Raw genomic sequence first — 15,975 nt, forward strand, 5'->3', positions numbered from 1 at the left:
GGAGCTTAAACATGGCACAGAAAAAGGGCGGCGGCTCAACCCGCAACGGCCGCGACTCGGAATCCAAACGACTGGGCGTTAAAGCCTTTGGCGGTGAAGTTATTCCAGCCGGTTCAATCATCGTTCGTCAGCGTGGCACACGTTTTCACCCCGGAACCAACGTTGGTATCGGTAAAGACCACACGCTGTACGCACTGGTAGACGGCAGTGTTTCCTTTTCACATAAAGGCGCACTCAATAAGCATACCGTTTCCGTCACAAAGGTAGACTAAGCCTTTCGCGGGATACACCATGCAGTGCCGTTCACTTGTCGCCAGGTGAACGGCATTTTTTATTCCGCAGCACGCTTAGATACCCTCAGGCCTGCGCGTATGAATGATAATAAAGCACTTACACGGCGACGCTATTTATAAAGACCACAGGAATCCATCATGAAATTCGTTGACGAAGCGACGATCGAAGTCATTGCCGGCAAAGGTGGCAATGGGGCGGCGAGTTTTCGTCGCGAAAAATTCATCCCCAAAGGCGGCCCCGATGGCGGCGATGGCGGACGTGGCGGCAGTATTTATGCTGTTGCCGACAGAAACATCAATACCCTGATTGATTTTCGCTATGCCCGCTTGCATCGCGCAAAAAATGGGGAAAACGGTCGCGGCTCAGACCAGTACGGTGCCGCGGCCGCAGATATCACACTGCGCGTCCCGGTAGGCACGGTCATCTATGATGCCGAAACCAATGAACAATTATTTGACCTGAACCATCACCAGATGCAGGTCACGCTAGCCGCCGGTGGTCAGGGCGGCATGGGCAATCTGCACTTCAAGTCCAGTGTCAATCGCGCACCGCGCCAGTTCACCTACGGCAAGGAAGGCGAACAGCGCAAGCTGCGACTGGAACTCAAGGTCCTGGCCGATGTTGGCCTGCTGGGTATGCCCAACGCCGGCAAGTCTACGCTCATCGCGCGGATCTCCAACGCCAAACCCAAGATCGCCGACTATCCATTTACCACCCTGCATCCAAACCTGGGCGTGGTACGTACCTCACCGTCACGCAGCTTTGTCGTTGCCGACATCCCTGGCCTGATCGAAGGCGCATCAGAGGGCGCCGGACTGGGCCATCTGTTCCTGCGCCACCTGTCGCGCACGCGGGTGCTATTGCATCTGGTAGACGTGGTCGGCATGGATCCTGATCAGGATCCGGTCCTGGCTGCCGCAGATAATGTCCGCGCTATTGCAGAGGAACTGCGCAAGTACGATGCCGATCTGTACGCCAAGCCCCGCTGGCTGGTACTGAACAAGCTGGATATGGTCAGCGACCCTCAGGATATACAGCAGCGGTTGTGCCGGGAACTGCAATGGGACGGGCCGGTCTTTGCCATTTCGGCCCTCTCGGGCGACGGCACTCAGGCATTGATCTGGGCGCTGCAGGACTATCTGGATGCAGAAAAAGGCCGCGAGATGACCGAGCAGGATCAGGCGGCAGACACCTACGTGCCTGAAGATCCGCGCTTTGACGCGTCGCGTCACAATCTGAACGACGCCGAATAGGCGCAATTGTGCACCCTACCCTTTTTCGTCTCCTTCTTCCGGACCTTTTGCAACATGAGCGATTTCGTTTCTTCAGTGGCCACGGCAAAACGCATTGTCGTTAAAGTGGGTTCGTCCCTGCTTACCAATGACGGCCAGGGCCTGGACCCGCAAGCCATCGGAGAATGGTCATCGCAAATCGCCGCACTGCGGCGCCAGAACAAGCAAATCATTCTGGTATCCAGTGGCGCCATTGCCGAAGGCATGGCGCGTCTGAAATGGAAAACCCGCCCCAAAGCCATGAGCGAACTGCAGGCCGCCGCTGCGGTCGGCCAGATGGGCCTGATCCAGGCCTACGAATCTGCATTCGCTTCGCACAACATGCGGGCGGCACAAATTCTGCTGACGCATGAAGACCTGGCCGACCGCCTGCGCTACCTGAACGCGCGGACCACCATTTTCAAACTGCTGGAACTGGGCGTCATCCCTATCGTCAATGAGAACGATACCGTGGTCACAGATGAAATCCGTCTGGGAGATAACGATACACTGGGAGCCGTGGTCAGCAATCTGATCGAAGCGGATGCGCTGATCATTCTGACCGACCAGCGTGGACTGTACGACAGCGATCCACGCAACAACCCAGATGCCCGCTTCATTCATCTGGCCACCGCCGGCGACCCGGCATTGCAGAAAATGGCCGGTGGCGCCGGCAGCCATATTGGCACCGGCGGCATGCTCACCAAGGTGCTGGCAGCACAGCGCGCCGCCAGCAGCGGCGCCACGACCATTATCGCCTCCGGACGTGAAGAGCGCGTTCTGGAGCGCCTGGGTCTGGGTGAAGCCATCGGCACCGAATTACGCGCCGCCCCCTCCCTGCGCTCTGCTCGCAAGCAATGGATGGCCGACCATTTGCGTCTGCCCGGCAAGCTGGTGCTGGACGAAGGTGCCTGCAAAGCGCTGATCGACCAGGGCAAAAGCCTGCTGGCGGTTGGTGTAACCGATGTGATCGGTGAGTTTGAACGCGGTGATGTCGTGGCCTGTACCGACAGCCAACATCGCGAAATCGCCCGCGGGCTCACCAACTACTCTGCTGCCGACACCCGCCGCATCATGCGCCACCCGACCAACGAAATTGAAAGCATACTGGGCAATTGCCGCGACGAGGAACTCATTCACCGCAATAATATGGTGCTTGTTCAAACATCGAAGCATACTGCTTCTGCCGAGTCCTGACTATCAATAGCAACTACACTGAGGCATAAGCGACGGCAAAGGGGCAACCAGCCGGGTTGTCCCGCTACAGAACTGATTATCACCGATGCGATATTATGAACACCATATCGCATATTAGATACGAAAAAACTGATCTATTTCTGGCGAGAAACGCTATAAATGCGGCCCCCGTTAGCCGCTTGAAATATAAAGAAAAGAAAATTTTTAATAAAAAAGCGTTAAAAACTGATAATTGTTAAAGCAAAGCGCGGAAACCCGGCTATGATTGACAATTGTTATTTACCACTTGTAACATTTTTGGTCTATCTTCTATGGCTACTCGAAAACATCATGAATCTTTGCCAGACTTGCGCGCGGCAGCAAAACTCGGCACCTTCGCCGAGCGACTGCATTATCTTCGCAAAATTTATCACGGCATGAATCAAAACGAACTGGCGCTGGAACTCGGTGTGTCTCAAAGTACCATCGCCAATTATGAGATGGGTAATCGTAAAGTGAGCCCATCTGCCCAAATTGTCAGCCGCCTGGCGGTATTCTTTGGCGTCAATTCCGACTGGCTGATCAACGGCACATTGCCTATTCTTCCGGAAAAAACCTTTGTTCCCCCGGAAGTTGCTGCCCGGGAAGCGCTGTTCAAACCGCTCACACAGAAGGAAACGGCAGCACTTATTGCTCTTAACGGCAAACAGCGTAAAGAACTCACAGCGCAGATCAAGTCATACCTGAAAAATGTCTGATCAGCGTTGCTGATGCTCCGCAATACTGCAACGAAAAAGCAGTGTGCTATTAAATATTAATATGCACACGGCTTTTACTCTTTTTGTCGGCCTGCATTGCCACCAGCTTGCCGACCTGATCCGGTAAATACCAGGCGCATCCAACATCATGAATGCGTGTGGTCACCGCCCAGGCCGATAGCCATCACACCTGTTAAACCACAACGGCCGCGTCAGGCACCTTGCTGGCATCATGGAAATCGACAGACGGATTCACCACGGGCTTGATAAAACCGGTGCGAATCAGGAAGTCGCCAAACCCTTCCTGCTCCTGGCGCCCGGCAGCCCAATGACCAATCTGCTCATCCAGAATCTCCAGAATCTGTTCTGGCGTGATGTTCTCCTTGTACAGCCTTGGAATGCGGGTACCAATGCGATTGCCACCCAGATGCAGGTTATAGCGTCCTACTGCTTTACCCACCAGCCCTACCTCGGCCAGCATGGCCCGCCCACAACCATTCGGGCAACCGGTTACGCGCGCCACAATAAAGTCGTCCTGCAAGCCGTGACGAGCCATGATGGCATCCAGCTTATCAACAAAGGACGGCAGGAAACGCTCGGCCTCAGCCATCGCCAGCGGACAGGTGGGCAATGCCACGCAAGCCATTGAGTTTTCCCGCTGAACCGTCACGCTGTCGTTGATCAACCCATGGTCGCGCGCCAGCTTTTCTATGGCCTTTTTATCAGATGCCTTTACATTAGCCACGATCAGGTTCTGGTTCGCGGTCAGACGAAAATCACCTTTGTGAATGCGCGCAATTTCACGCAGACCCGTTTTCAGCAGTCGGCCTGGATAGTCCAGCACCCGCCCGTTCTCAATGAACAGCGTCAGGTGCCATTTTTTATCAATGCCATGCACCCAGCCAATTCGGTCGCCTCTATCGGTAAATTCGTAAGGGCGAATGGGTTCGAAAGCAAAGCCCATGCGTTTTTCCACTTCCGCTTTGAATGCGTCCAGGCCAACACGCAAAAGGGTGTAGCGAGTTTTGGCCGCTTTCCGGTTGGTGCGATCACCCAGATCCCGTTGCGCAGTCACGACGGCTGCCGCCGTATCCAGCGTTTTTTCCAAAGGAATGAAACCGAATTCATAAGCTGTCGTGGGAAAGGTCGCGGTATTGCCATGTTCCATGGATAAGCCACCACCGATCAGGACATTGAAGCCAATCAGATTGCCGTCCTGTTCGATCGCAACAAAATTCAGATCGTTGGCATGCAGGTCAACATCATTCTGCGGCGGGATGATCACGGTGGTTTTGAATTTGCGCGGCAAATAACTTTTACCCAGGATCGGCTCCAGGGTGTCGGTATCAGTGCTTTGCACTTTCTCGCCGTCCAGCCAGATCTCGGCATAAGCCTGTGTTTTAGGCAGCAGGTGTTCGGAGATTTTCTTGGCCCATTCCCAGGCTTGCACATGCAACTTAGACTCTACCGGATTAGACGTACACAACACGTTACGATTAACGTCGCCTGCCGTTGCAATCGAATCCAGGCCCAGTTGATGCAGCCATTGGTGTACCGGACGAATATTCTGCTTTAACACGCCGTGATACTGGAAGGTCTGACGGTTGGTAATACGAATGCTGCCGTACATGGTATGACTGGCGGCAAACTCATCAATCCCCAGCCACTGAGCCGGTGTAATCACACCGCCAGGCATCCGGCAGCGCAACATCACATTTTTCAGCGGCTCCAGTTTCTGCTCGACACGTTCAGCCCGAATATCACGATCGTCCTGCTCGTACATACCGTGGAAGCGAATCAGATTGAAGTTATCACCACGGAAGCCACCGGTCAGCGGATCTTTCAGATCTTCCGCAATGGTGCCGCGCAGATATTTGCTATTGCCTTTCTGGCGTTCGTTATCCGACAGTTGACCTGCCGGTGCTTTAATTTCACTCATGATTTTTCCTCAATATACGTCACGCTGATAGCGGTGCGACTCACGCAGCTCGTCAAGATAGGCATCGGCATCATCAACACTGAGCCCGCCTTCGCTGGAGATCACCTCAAGCAAGGCCGCTTCCACGTCTTTGGCCATACGGCTGGCATCGCCACACACATACAGATGGGCTCCCTTCTGCAGCCACTGCCATAGCTGTTTGCCTTCCTGCAGCAATTTATGCTGGACGTAAATTTTTTCCTGCTGATCCCGTGACCAGGCAAAACTGTAGTGCGATAAGCGCTCCGACTTGGCCAGTTGCTGCCATTCAAGCTGGTAGAGAAAATCATCTTTGAAAGACTGGTTACCGAAAATAAGCCAGTTCCCGCCTTCCTGGTCCTCGGCATCACGCTTCTGCAAAAACGCGCGGAACGGCGCAATACCAGTGCCCGCGCCGATCATGATAATCGGCGTTTGTGGATCCTGCGGCAAACGGAAATGTGCGGATGGCTCAATGAAAATCGCCACTTCGTCACCCGCTTCCAGACGACGATTCAGATAGCCGGACGCGCCGCCCTGATACTGGACCGCATCCTGTTCATACTCCACCAATGCCACGGTGATGTGTACTTCGTCACCCACCTCTTCCTGTGCCGAAGCAATGGAATACATACGCGGTGTCAACGGCCGCAGCAAATCGCACAACTGCTGGGCAGTCAGCGTTTGCGATACCCGTCTGAGCACCACGTCGATAGGTGTTTCGGCGATATAGTCCTGCAGAGCCTTGCTGTCGGCCGCCAGATCAAGAAGTGCCTGATCCTGGGTAATCTGCGCATATCCCTTTACAAAGGCCGGCGTATTCTGGGTAATTTCCAGATGATGGATCAAGGCATAGCGAATGCCCAGAGTCTTACCGTCGGTCAGCGTTACATCTTCCGCGCCATCCACGCCGGTTGAAGCCAGAATCGAATCGACCAGCGCCGGGTCATTGCGAAACCAGACACCCAATGCGTCGCCTGGCTGATAACGGATACCAGAGTCACCCAGGTCAAATTCCAGATGCCGCACATCTTTGAGCGAATTGCGGCTGGTGATTTTCTGGTTGGTCAGAATGGTGGCGGTATAGGGTTTCTCACGCGTATAGATCTGTGCGTGCACTTGTGGCTCGTTGACCAGGGCACTGACGCTGGCAGACGCCGCATTTGCCGCCATATTGCGGCTTTCGTGCTCTACCAGCCAGGCGACCGTTTTCTCAACCCATTCGTCTGCCGTGGCCTGGTAATCCAGATCACAGTCCACACGGTCAAACAGTCGCTGTGCGCCCAGCTGCTCCAGACGCGAATCGAAGTCTTTGCCTGCCTGACAAAAATCAGGATACGAGCTGTCACCCAGCCCCAGCACGGCATACTGCAGGGATTTGACCTCTGGCGGTTTCTTGCCGAACAGGGCCTTATGCAACGACAGCGCTTCTTCAGGCGGCTCGCCATCGCCCTGGGTCGAAGCGACAATCAGAACAAGACGCTCGGCAGCAAGCTGACGACTCTTGTAATCGCCCGCACTTTTCAGTACTGATGCAACGCCAGCCGCCTTCAGTTTATCCTGCAGCGACTGTGCCACACGGCGCGCATTACCGGTCTGCGAGGCTGACAATACCAATACAGGACTGGCCTGCTCCTGCGTAGCCTGCGCTGCAGCAACGCCAGCGGGGACCGCGCCAGATGCATCCATCTGCTGGCTGCGCGCCCATAGATAGCCGGACAGCCATGCGGTCTGTAACGGATTCAACCCCGAAAGGTTTTTCTGTAATTCGGATAGCGTATCCGAATTTATCGGTAACCCCGATAGTGGTGGATAACTCATTTGCCTGATTTCCCTGCGCACGGACAATACTCACCCAGTAGTAGAACGGTCGTCAGACCCTCGCCCCGGGCGGCTTGTCACTCATTGTTTACTAATTTTGTGGACGATTTACTTTTTATACGGGTTTCATCCTAGCAACGATTGCGCAACGCAGGAACGACAGATATGTCATTTTTACATTACCTCTATCTATATAAGGCTGCCACGTATGTGATATCTTCTTATTACTGAAAAGTCTAAGCTACAAGCAGATATATATTTTTCCATTATTTGTAAAAACACTACGATTACATCTGTAATAACGATATAACCGCCTTTTTTCACATTTAACTCGTAGTACTATGCAGACCTTCCCCTTATTTGCCGATCTCGCAGAGCGCCCCGTGCTGGTCATTGGCGGTGGCACGGTAGCCGAACGCAAGGCGCATGCCCTGCTGGAGGCCGGCGCGCGCGTTCACCTGGCGGCTCCTGAGCTGACACCGCAACTGAAATTATGGACAGAACAGGGCAAAGTGTTACTGCGCGGCCAGCAGTTTGACTCACGCTGGCTCGATGAAGTGTTCCTGGTCGTAGCCGCCACCGACGACGCAGCAGTCAACCAGACCGTATCGGATGCGGCAGAAGCGGCCAGAAAGCTGGTGAATGTTGTGGATAATCCACAACTGTGTTCGTATATTGTTCCCTCGGTAATCGACCGATCGCCGGTGCAGATTGCCATTAGCAGTAATGGCACCGCACCGGTGCTTATCCGGCAGCTACGCCAGCAACTGGAAACCCTGATTCCCCAGCAGTTCGGTAATATGGCCCGGATTGCCGGCCGCTGGCGGGGCAAGGTCAAACAACAGCTTGACTCGCTTACCGAGAGGCGGCGCTTCTGGGAAACGCTGTTCAGCAGTCGCTTTGCCAGTGCTGCGCAGTCAGGCGACACAGCGGGTGCCGAGGCTTTGCTGCAGGCGCAACTGGCAGGCGGCGTACCACAGCATGGTGAAGTCACGCTGGTAGGCGCCGGCCCCGGCGACCCCGGGTTACTTACTTTGAACGCCTTGCAGGCCATTCAGCAGGCCGATATCGTCTTTCATGACGCGCTTATTTCAGATGAAATTATGACGCTGATCCGCCGCGATGCAGAGCGGGTGCCGGTAGGCAAGCGCGGCGGTCACCATTCGGTGCCACAGGAACAGATCAATGAATTGCTGATCAGCCATGCAAAAAAAGGCCAGCGCGTGGTACGTCTCAAAGGAGGCGATCCGTTTATTTTTGGACGGGGCGGAGAGGAAATGCAAGCGATCACCGCTCACGGAATCCCCTGCAGGGTCATACCGGGCATCACTGCCGCACTGGGTGCCTCTGCCTATGCAGGCATCCCGCTGACCCACCGCGACCATTCACAGTCGGTGCTGTTTGTTACCGGCCATACCTGTCGTGATGAAAATGCCATTGACTGGGACACTCTGGCAAGACCGCGCCAGACCATCGTGGTCTATATGGGTACCGTCAATGCCGCAAGAATTACCCGTGAGCTCACACAGCGCGGTCGCGACGCTGCGACCCCCGTTGCCGTGGTCAGCCATGCCACACGCCCAACACAAAAAGTCCATGCAGGCACACTGGCGGATCTGGATGCGCTGGCCAACCAGGCCGCGGCTCCGGCACTGTTCATCATTGGCGAAGTCGCTACAGTACAGCATGAATCGCTGCTTTCTAACGTAGAAAATATGGATAGCGGTATGAACACAGCCATTGCTAACACAATATGATTTTGGTGCGTTACAGCAAATAATCAAGAAAGCAGCGATGGTAGCCTGTCGCTGCCTGCGCGACCAGAACAATCAATATATAACGTCGTTGCTGGATCCATCGGAATCACTTGTCTGGATCCGCATAAGCTCCTATACTTCCCAGTTCAAGCAGGGGTACTGCGCCGTCGGCGTGGTTGAGAGAGTCCCTTTGTACCAGTACGGATAATGCCGATGCTGGGAGATCATTCGTTTACACGAAGGCTGTCCCGTATTCGGCTCCAATTTCTATTGTTTTGGAGCAAACATGAGTGCAAACCCAAAATTCCTGGCCGCCACGGCACAGGTTGATTCCGCCGCCATTCAGGCACTTCCACAATCACGCAAGATTTATGAACAGGGTTCCCGCCCGGACATTCGCGTGCCCTTTCGGGAAATCAGTCAGGATGACACGCCCACGCTTTTTGGTGGCGAGTCCAATCCGCCCCTGACCGTGTACGACGCCAGCGGCCCGTATACGGATCCAACGGTGCAGATTGATATCCGTAAGGGCCTGCCCGAGCTGCGCCGCGCCTGGATAGATGAACGACAGGATACCGAAGTGCTGGCCGGCCCCAGCAGCGTGTATGGGCAGGAACGCCTTGCCGATCCGGCGCTCACCGCCATGCGCTTCGAGCTGCAGCGCCCGCCCCGGCGTGCGCTGTCCGGTCGTAACGTAAGCCAAATGCACTACGCGCGCAAAGGCATTATCACGCCTGAAATGGAATTTGTGGCCATCCGCGAAAACATGCGGATTGAACAATACATCGAAAGCGTCCGCCAAAGCGGGCCGGATGGTGCCAAGCTGGCCGCACGCATTCTGCGCCAGCACCCCGGACAGTCTTTTGGCGCTTCCATTCCGAAAAAAATCACCCCTGAATTTGTGCGCGACGAAATCGCCCGCGGACGTGCCATCATTCCTGCCAATATCAATCACCCGGAAATTGAACCGATGGCCATTGGCCGCAACTTCCTGGTCAAGATCAATGCCAACATCGGCAACTCGGCCCTGGGCTCCAGCATTAACGAGGAAGTTGAAAAAATGACCTGGGCCATCCGCTGGGGTGGCGATACGGTTATGGATTTGTCCACCGGCAAGCATATTCATGAAACGCGCGAATGGATCATCCGCAACTCACCGGTTCCTATCGGCACCGTGCCTATTTATCAGGCGCTGGAAAAAGTGGATGGCAAAGCCGAAGAACTCACCTGGGAAATTTTCCGCGACACGCTGATTGAACAGGCCGAACAGGGCGTGGACTATTTCACCATTCATGCGGGCGTGCGCCTACCCTTCATTCCCATGACCGCAGACCGCATGACCGGCATCGTGTCACGCGGCGGCTCCATCATGGCCAAATGGTGTCTTGCCCACCACGAAGAAAGCTTCCTGTATACCCACTTCGAAGATATTTGCGACATCATGAAAGCCTACGATGTCAGCTTCTCACTGGGCGATGGCTTGCGTCCCGGCTCTGGTTACGATGCCAATGACGAGGCCCAGTTTGCCGAACTCAAAACGTTGGGAGAACTCACTAAAGTGGCATGGAAACATGATGTGCAGGTCATGATCGAAGGGCCGGGTCATGTGCCCATGCATTTGATCAAGGAAAATATGGATCTGCAGCTGGAGCACTGCGACGAAGCGCCTTTCTACACCCTGGGTCCGTTGACAACCGACATTGCGCCTGGCTACGACCATATTACATCTGGCATTGGCGCTGCGCTTATCGGTTGGTACGGCACCGCCATGTTGTGCTATGTCACTCCGAAAGAACATCTGGGGCTGCCCAACAAGAAAGATGTGAAGGACGGCATCATCACCTATAAAATCGCCGCACACGCCGCCGATCTGGCCAAGGGCCACCCGGGCTCGGCCATCCGCGACAATGCACTGTCCAAAGCCCGCTTTGAGTTCCGCTGGGATGACCAGTTCAACCTGGGCCTGGATCCGGATACCGCCAAGGAGTTCCACGACGAAACGCTGCCCAAGGATTCAATGAAAGTGGCGCACTTCTGTTCTATGTGCGGACCGCATTTCTGCAGCATGAAAATTACCCAGGATGTCCGTGAATACGCCCAGAAACAGGGTGTGTCCGCAGACAAGGCATTGCATCAGGGCATGCAGGAAAAATCCATCGAGTTCATGAAAAAAGGTGCCGAGCTGTATCACAAAACCTGATCACTAAACCTGATCACTAAACCTGATCACTAAACCTGATCACTGAACCTGACCACAAATAGCGATCAGCGTATGCTACCCAATTTTTCTTTGCAAAGTTGGGTAGCATTTTTCTTTTTATCTGGATCAAGTGTTTATCCCGCTTTAAAAAAGCAACTGTGTCGTTATTCTGCTGCAGTCAGTCGTTATTCTGCAACCGTCACTTCCAGCTCCTGCCGTATCACCGGATGAATCCAGCATCGCAACAGCACAGTGCCGGCGGTCTCAATGACAAATGACTTTTCGGTGCCTGGTAACTGGGTATCCAGCGACACGATCCGCCCGTCTTCGTAGGTCACGTAAATGCTGTGCGCAATGTCTGCACCATTGACGATGCGTATTCGATCGCCCACCTTTGCCTTGAAATCCGGTTTACTCAACTCGTGGTGGTTCAATGTCAGGACATGCTCTGCTGGGGCAGCCCGTACAGCGCGCGACACCAGCAAGGCCGGCGCGGCGACCGCAATGGGCAGGAACGCCAGCCATCCTGTCAATCTGCGCCGACGATAACTGTGCATGACTCAATTCTCCTTCATACCGTCTATTGCCTGCGAATCAGGGTTGCGGCCAATGGCGCGCAAAAATGCCAGTAAATCGGCCCGCTCCTGTTCGGTCAGCGTAAAGGGTTTCATCTCCGGGGAACGACTGGGCCTGTCAATGCCGCCCTCCTCATAGTGCGTAATCACGGCCTCCAGCGAATCAATAGAGCCATCGTGCATATAGGGTCCCTGGTCGTTCAGCTCCCGCAAGGTCGGGGTCTTGAACGCATATTGCATCCCGACTACCTGGGGTGGTGTGAACTGGCCGCGGCCACGATCGGCGCTGGCCAACCCGATATCGTGAAAGCCATCGTCCGTCAGGCGCCAGGTGCTATGGCACGCACTGCAGCGAGCCTCGCCGTTGTAAATCGCAAAGCCGCGCTGCTCCTGAGCACTCAACGCCTGCTGGTCTCCCGCTATCCAGCGATCCAGGTCGGTACGCGGCGATACCAGCGTACGCTCGAACGTGGCCAGTGCCTGCTGAATATGCACAACGGTAATTTGGGAAACCGTACCGTAAGCCTCTTGTACCGGTTGACGGTAATCCGCCAGCGCATTGATGCGTTCCACCAGCAGCTCGACCGGCATATTCATTTCATGCTCGGCCGTAATGGGCATCACGGCTTGCTGCTCCAGCGTATCGGCGCGTCCGTCCCACATGAGTGCAGACAGCCAGGCGCTATTGAGCAGCGTCGGCGTTTTACGGGCAAATTCCTGTTGCTCTGAACCCACTGGCTGAACCAGGCCGTCACTCCAGCGTTTGCCTGGATCATGGCAGGTGGCGCAAGACCGGCTGGCACGCGAGAGCCGCGTGTCAAAAAACAGCTTGCGTCCCAGTTCCTCTTTCGCCTGCGAGTATGGATTGGTTGCCGGATAAGGCACCGCTTGCGGTCGCTCGTATTTCTGTTTGAGCGACCGCAGCGCTTCGGCATCCGCTTGCGGGGCGCTGTGAGCGTTTCGCAGTTCGGACCCCTGCACCCCGGCAAGCAATGCTGCCAGCAGAATCAGACCCGGCCACTTGTGCCCGCTTGGTTTCTCGCCTTTAATCACAATCGTATACCTGTCACTGCAATGACTAACTTGCCTTACCCACAATCGGCGAGATGGTGCAATGGTAGGTCATTGAATCGTCTTCAGCGCCGAAGCACCACACTACGTCATTGCTGAACTCTGGCCGGTAAATAGGCAGTTCGCCCTGAGTATTCACGCAATTGCAGCGTCCGCAAGTTTGTTTCCCGCAGCAATCCCGATAGGCAATCAGGTAGCTCTGACCATCGCCCGGATTATGACAACTGGCAACCCAGGAACTGGGAGACAGCTTTGAACCAGGAGGGCAGTTGGTGAGCGAACCACCGCAGCAGTCGCACAGGTTGCCGTCAATCGAGCAGTGACGCCAATAATCACATGCCTGGGAGTTGGTGTCCTGCGGTTTCCAGCCTTCACGGGCCAGCGAGCCGGTGGTTTCAGCATGTGCGTTGTTCAGCCGCCCGCGCCGATCTACCGGCAGCAGCGGCAGTAACGCTGCCCCTGCCAACTGTGCACCGAGCTTACCCAGAAAGCTGCGTCGGCCGATTTTGCTGGCCGCTACGCGACTCAGCTTCTCCATTCCGTTATCAAATTTGTTAATTTTTTTCATGACAATCTCCTCGCTCTATACAAACGTTTATCCGGTTTAAGTTGGGATTCAATGCAGCTGGGCCGCCATATCGGCCGGCTGAACCATTTTTTCACGCATATATTTCTGCAAGGAATGATGTCCCAGACGCACCGTCTCAAACAGGCTTTCAACATGCTCACGGGTATTGCACAGTCCCTTGGCCAGAATCATTCCCTGTTCGTCCAGAAGTACGCCATAAGGAATTTTCGCGACCTGGAATTTCATGCCGATCTCGGCTGAAACCACATACCGCACATCGCCCATATCGTGCTCGGCCAGAAACTTGCGGTGATCCGCCGCATTACCGTCGCTGACCAGCACGATATCGGCCCCTTCGCGCTGCGCCACCGAGCGCACAATCGGAAACAGCTTGGCACATATCGGGCAGGTCGGTCCGGTGAACATCAACAGGCTGGGGCGTCCCTGGGTTAATGCCTGCCCGACCGTCAGCGGCACGCCATAGAAGTCATCTACCTTGAATACCGGCGACTGTTCGCCGATATCAGGACCATGGTCCAGCATCATGGCGCCCAGGGGGGCTGACCGTTCATGTAACAGGCCGATCTGACGAATCAGGCCCATGGACAGTACCGCCAGGCCGATGAATCCGAGCCAGAGCATTACATTGGAAGCGATAAGTAAAGTTGTATTCATGACGTCTCCATTTCCCGTGAGGATTAAGAATTATTAGAACTGGCAGGTGACAGAGATGAAAGCATATCTGCACCGGTATAAAGAATGGCTGTCATCGCTGCTGCAGCCAGGGCAAGCACTGTTTCGCCAAGCGTGGCGGTTACACCGGCATTAGCGGCCTGTGCCACATACAGCGCCAGTACAGCAAGCACAACGGGTCTGGCAAGCTGATACAGGCCAATGCCATTGCCGCGCGCTGCGCCGCGCAGGCAGCCGCAATCGATATGCGTTCTGCCACGCGCAAGGTTAATGCCAATTGCAATGGCAAACGACGCCAGCAGCAATGCAACCAGCACCCCGGCATATGCGGTGACGACATTGATCAGCAGCAGCGCCGCCAGAAACAACTCCAGATAAGGCAGCATGCGTGCAAACGGATAGGCCAGCACCTGAGGCAATACGCGATAATTCGCCACTACGCCATGAAACTCATCCTTGTCGCGCAGCTTCGGTAGTGCCGCAGCAATCAGCACCAAAGCCAGGAAAAATTTCGCCAGCATGAACAATAAGGGATTGGATATCAGGTTCATCTTGTCCTCACAATTCCGGAACAGTGAGCATGACAGGCGCTTTGCCCAGCTCATCTACTTTGCCGGTCTGTTTACCGGTGGCCGGATCAAAGAGATACAACGCCCTGTCTATGGCCGAGAGGGCATAGAGCACGGGTTTGTCGTCCTGGCTTATCCCGATAGAATCGACTTCGTGTCCAAGCTCGATTTTGCTGATCCGTTTGCCGGTTGCGGCTTCAAAAGCGAAGACAAAACGGCTGGGCAGCTTATGCGTCCATTTTTCCCTCTGGTCGGCCAGCAGATAAATCGTGTCGCTGGGACGGTGATACGTCACGGTCATCCAGCCTCCCGGGCGCCACTTTTGCTTGCGCTCCTCTTCGGTAAAGGCATTGAATACCTTGGCAAACGTCGCGCCATCTGCATTCAGATTGGCCTGATAGATATTGCCTTCATAGCTGGGCCAGACCAGCCGCCCCGCCTTGGCCGAATACGACGGGTTATTCAGCAAATAGTCGTCCTCAGGATGAAACACCTTGGTGTTTTCCTGCTTGATTTCGCCTTTGCCGTCGTACCCTACTTTCAGCAACGATCCATCGCGACAATGCATATAGAACGTATTGTTCGCTGCAGGGAACAAGTGGTAGCAGTCAGGCACATCAACCATTTTGACGAACGATTTATTGGCCACATCCACAATGCCTACCGCGGGCGATGGGGAAAATTGCTGGAACAGCAGAAATTTGTCATCATTGGATAGCGTCGCCATGCGCTCAAGCGTGGCACTCAGAAAGCGGCCTTCCGGAATATCAATCTCGGCAATCAGATCATGCGTCTGCGCATCTACCAGATCAATGTAATCATTGCGCTGTCCCCGGGCTATTCTTGCGAAAAGCGTGTTGGCCACCGCGAAAAATTTGCCGTCATGCGAGGCCATCACGTGCGGCAACTTGCCCGCATCGGTCATGGCTAAAAGCTTGTTGTTTTCGCCATCAATGGAAAACACTTGCGAGGTCACGTTGAAATGACCCGGATCGGTCACGTACACCCGCTTGGCATTGCTGGGCGGCGCAGACAGGATTTTGGGTTCTTCCTGTAAGGTTGAAACAGCCTCTTTGCCCAACTGGGTGGGTATCTTGGGCTCTGCCGCCGTCGCGGCTCCCGCCAGCGCCAGTGAAGTGAACGCCGTTATCAGCGCCAGCCTCACCTGATTCTGCAGGTTATCCCTGCCTGTTTTTACCACCATTTCATCTGTCTTCATTTGTCTCTCCAGCTGTATCTGTTATATGCAGGTCGCATGTGCGCCT

Annotated in this window: 14 protein-coding genes; 6 read left to right on the forward strand and 8 right to left on the reverse strand. The window is 54.8% G+C overall.

Annotated features, from left to right (window positions below):
* The first annotated feature begins 11 nt into the window (after positions 1-11).
* The 4 genes from rpmA (at position 12) to MIM_RS15610 (ending at position 3,499) form a co-directional block, all read left to right on the forward strand.
* On the forward strand, positions 12-272 hold the full coding sequence (rpmA, locus tag MIM_RS15595) for a 50S ribosomal protein L27 (RefSeq protein ID WP_014749778.1): 261 nt from the start codon (positions 12-14) through the stop codon (positions 270-272).
* A gap of 159 nt (positions 273-431) precedes the next feature.
* A complete protein-coding gene (gene obgE, locus MIM_RS15600; RefSeq protein WP_025373689.1) occupies positions 432-1,547 on the forward strand; it encodes a GTPase ObgE in 1,116 nt (371 codons plus the stop codon).
* Positions 1,548-1,601: 54 nt separating this feature from the next.
* Positions 1,602-2,762 (forward strand): glutamate 5-kinase, encoded by a 1,161-nt coding sequence (gene proB, locus MIM_RS15605; RefSeq protein WP_025373690.1) that lies wholly within the window; start codon positions 1,602-1,604, stop codon positions 2,760-2,762.
* Positions 2,763-3,034: 272 nt separating this feature from the next.
* Complete coding sequence (locus MIM_RS15610; RefSeq protein ID WP_144084664.1) at positions 3,035-3,499, forward strand: helix-turn-helix domain-containing protein; 465 nt, start codon at positions 3,035-3,037, stop codon at positions 3,497-3,499.
* Positions 3,500-3,692: 193 nt separating this feature from the next.
* Here the strand turns inward: MIM_RS15610 and cysI are convergent, their stop codons facing one another.
* Together cysI and MIM_RS15620 are read right to left on the reverse strand one after the other, a co-directional pair.
* On the reverse strand, positions 3,693-5,438 hold the full coding sequence (gene cysI / locus MIM_RS15615; RefSeq protein ID WP_025373692.1) for an assimilatory sulfite reductase (NADPH) hemoprotein subunit: 1,746 nt from the start codon (positions 5,436-5,438) through the stop codon (positions 3,693-3,695).
* 9 nt (positions 5,439-5,447) lie between these two features.
* Entirely contained in the window at positions 5,448-7,277 is a 1,830-nt protein-coding gene (locus MIM_RS15620) for an assimilatory sulfite reductase (NADPH) flavoprotein subunit (protein WP_025373693.1), read from the reverse strand.
* 341 nt (positions 7,278-7,618) lie between these two features.
* Between MIM_RS15620 and cysG the strand changes: the two genes are divergently transcribed.
* Together cysG and thiC are read left to right on the forward strand one after the other, a co-directional pair.
* Positions 7,619-9,034, forward strand: coding sequence for a siroheme synthase CysG (gene cysG, locus MIM_RS15625; protein ID WP_025373694.1), 1,416 nt, complete (start codon positions 7,619-7,621; stop codon positions 9,032-9,034).
* A gap of 286 nt (positions 9,035-9,320) precedes the next feature.
* Positions 9,321-11,234: a phosphomethylpyrimidine synthase ThiC gene (gene thiC, locus MIM_RS15630; protein ID WP_025373695.1), complete on the forward strand. Its 1,914-nt coding sequence runs from the start codon at positions 9,321-9,323 to the stop codon at positions 11,232-11,234.
* 185 nt (positions 11,235-11,419) lie between these two features.
* On the opposite strand, the gene MIM_RS15635 is transcribed toward thiC, so the two are convergent.
* The 6 genes from MIM_RS15635 to mauB are packed head-to-tail and all read right to left on the reverse strand — an operon-like array spanning position 11,420 to position 15,929.
* On the reverse strand, positions 11,420-11,791 hold the full coding sequence (locus MIM_RS15635; RefSeq protein ID WP_025373696.1) for a cupredoxin domain-containing protein: 372 nt from the start codon (positions 11,789-11,791) through the stop codon (positions 11,420-11,422).
* Between the two features lie 3 nt (positions 11,792-11,794).
* Positions 11,795-12,862, reverse strand: coding sequence for a cytochrome c peroxidase (locus MIM_RS15640; protein WP_025373697.1), 1,068 nt, complete (start codon positions 12,860-12,862; stop codon positions 11,795-11,797).
* Between the two features lie 25 nt (positions 12,863-12,887).
* The gene (mauA, locus tag MIM_RS15645) at positions 12,888-13,448 is read right to left on the reverse strand and encodes a methylamine dehydrogenase (amicyanin) small subunit (RefSeq protein WP_025373698.1); all 561 of its coding nucleotides are present in this window, start codon (positions 13,446-13,448) and stop codon (positions 12,888-12,890) included.
* A gap of 48 nt (positions 13,449-13,496) precedes the next feature.
* Positions 13,497-14,123, reverse strand: coding sequence for a methylamine dehydrogenase accessory protein MauD (gene mauD, locus MIM_RS15650; protein ID WP_025373699.1), 627 nt, complete (start codon positions 14,121-14,123; stop codon positions 13,497-13,499).
* 23 nt (positions 14,124-14,146) lie between these two features.
* Entirely contained in the window at positions 14,147-14,692 is a 546-nt protein-coding gene (locus tag MIM_RS15655; protein WP_025373700.1) for a MauE/DoxX family redox-associated membrane protein, read from the reverse strand.
* Positions 14,693-14,699: 7 nt separating this feature from the next.
* A complete protein-coding gene (gene mauB / locus MIM_RS15660; RefSeq protein WP_144084665.1) occupies positions 14,700-15,929 on the reverse strand; it encodes a methylamine dehydrogenase (amicyanin) large subunit in 1,230 nt (409 codons plus the stop codon).
* Positions 15,930-15,975: the final 46 nt, after the last annotated feature.

It is taken from the genome of Advenella mimigardefordensis DPN7 (assembly GCF_000521505.1).
Lineage (GTDB): Bacteria > Pseudomonadota > Gammaproteobacteria > Burkholderiales > Burkholderiaceae_B > Advenella > Advenella mimigardefordensis.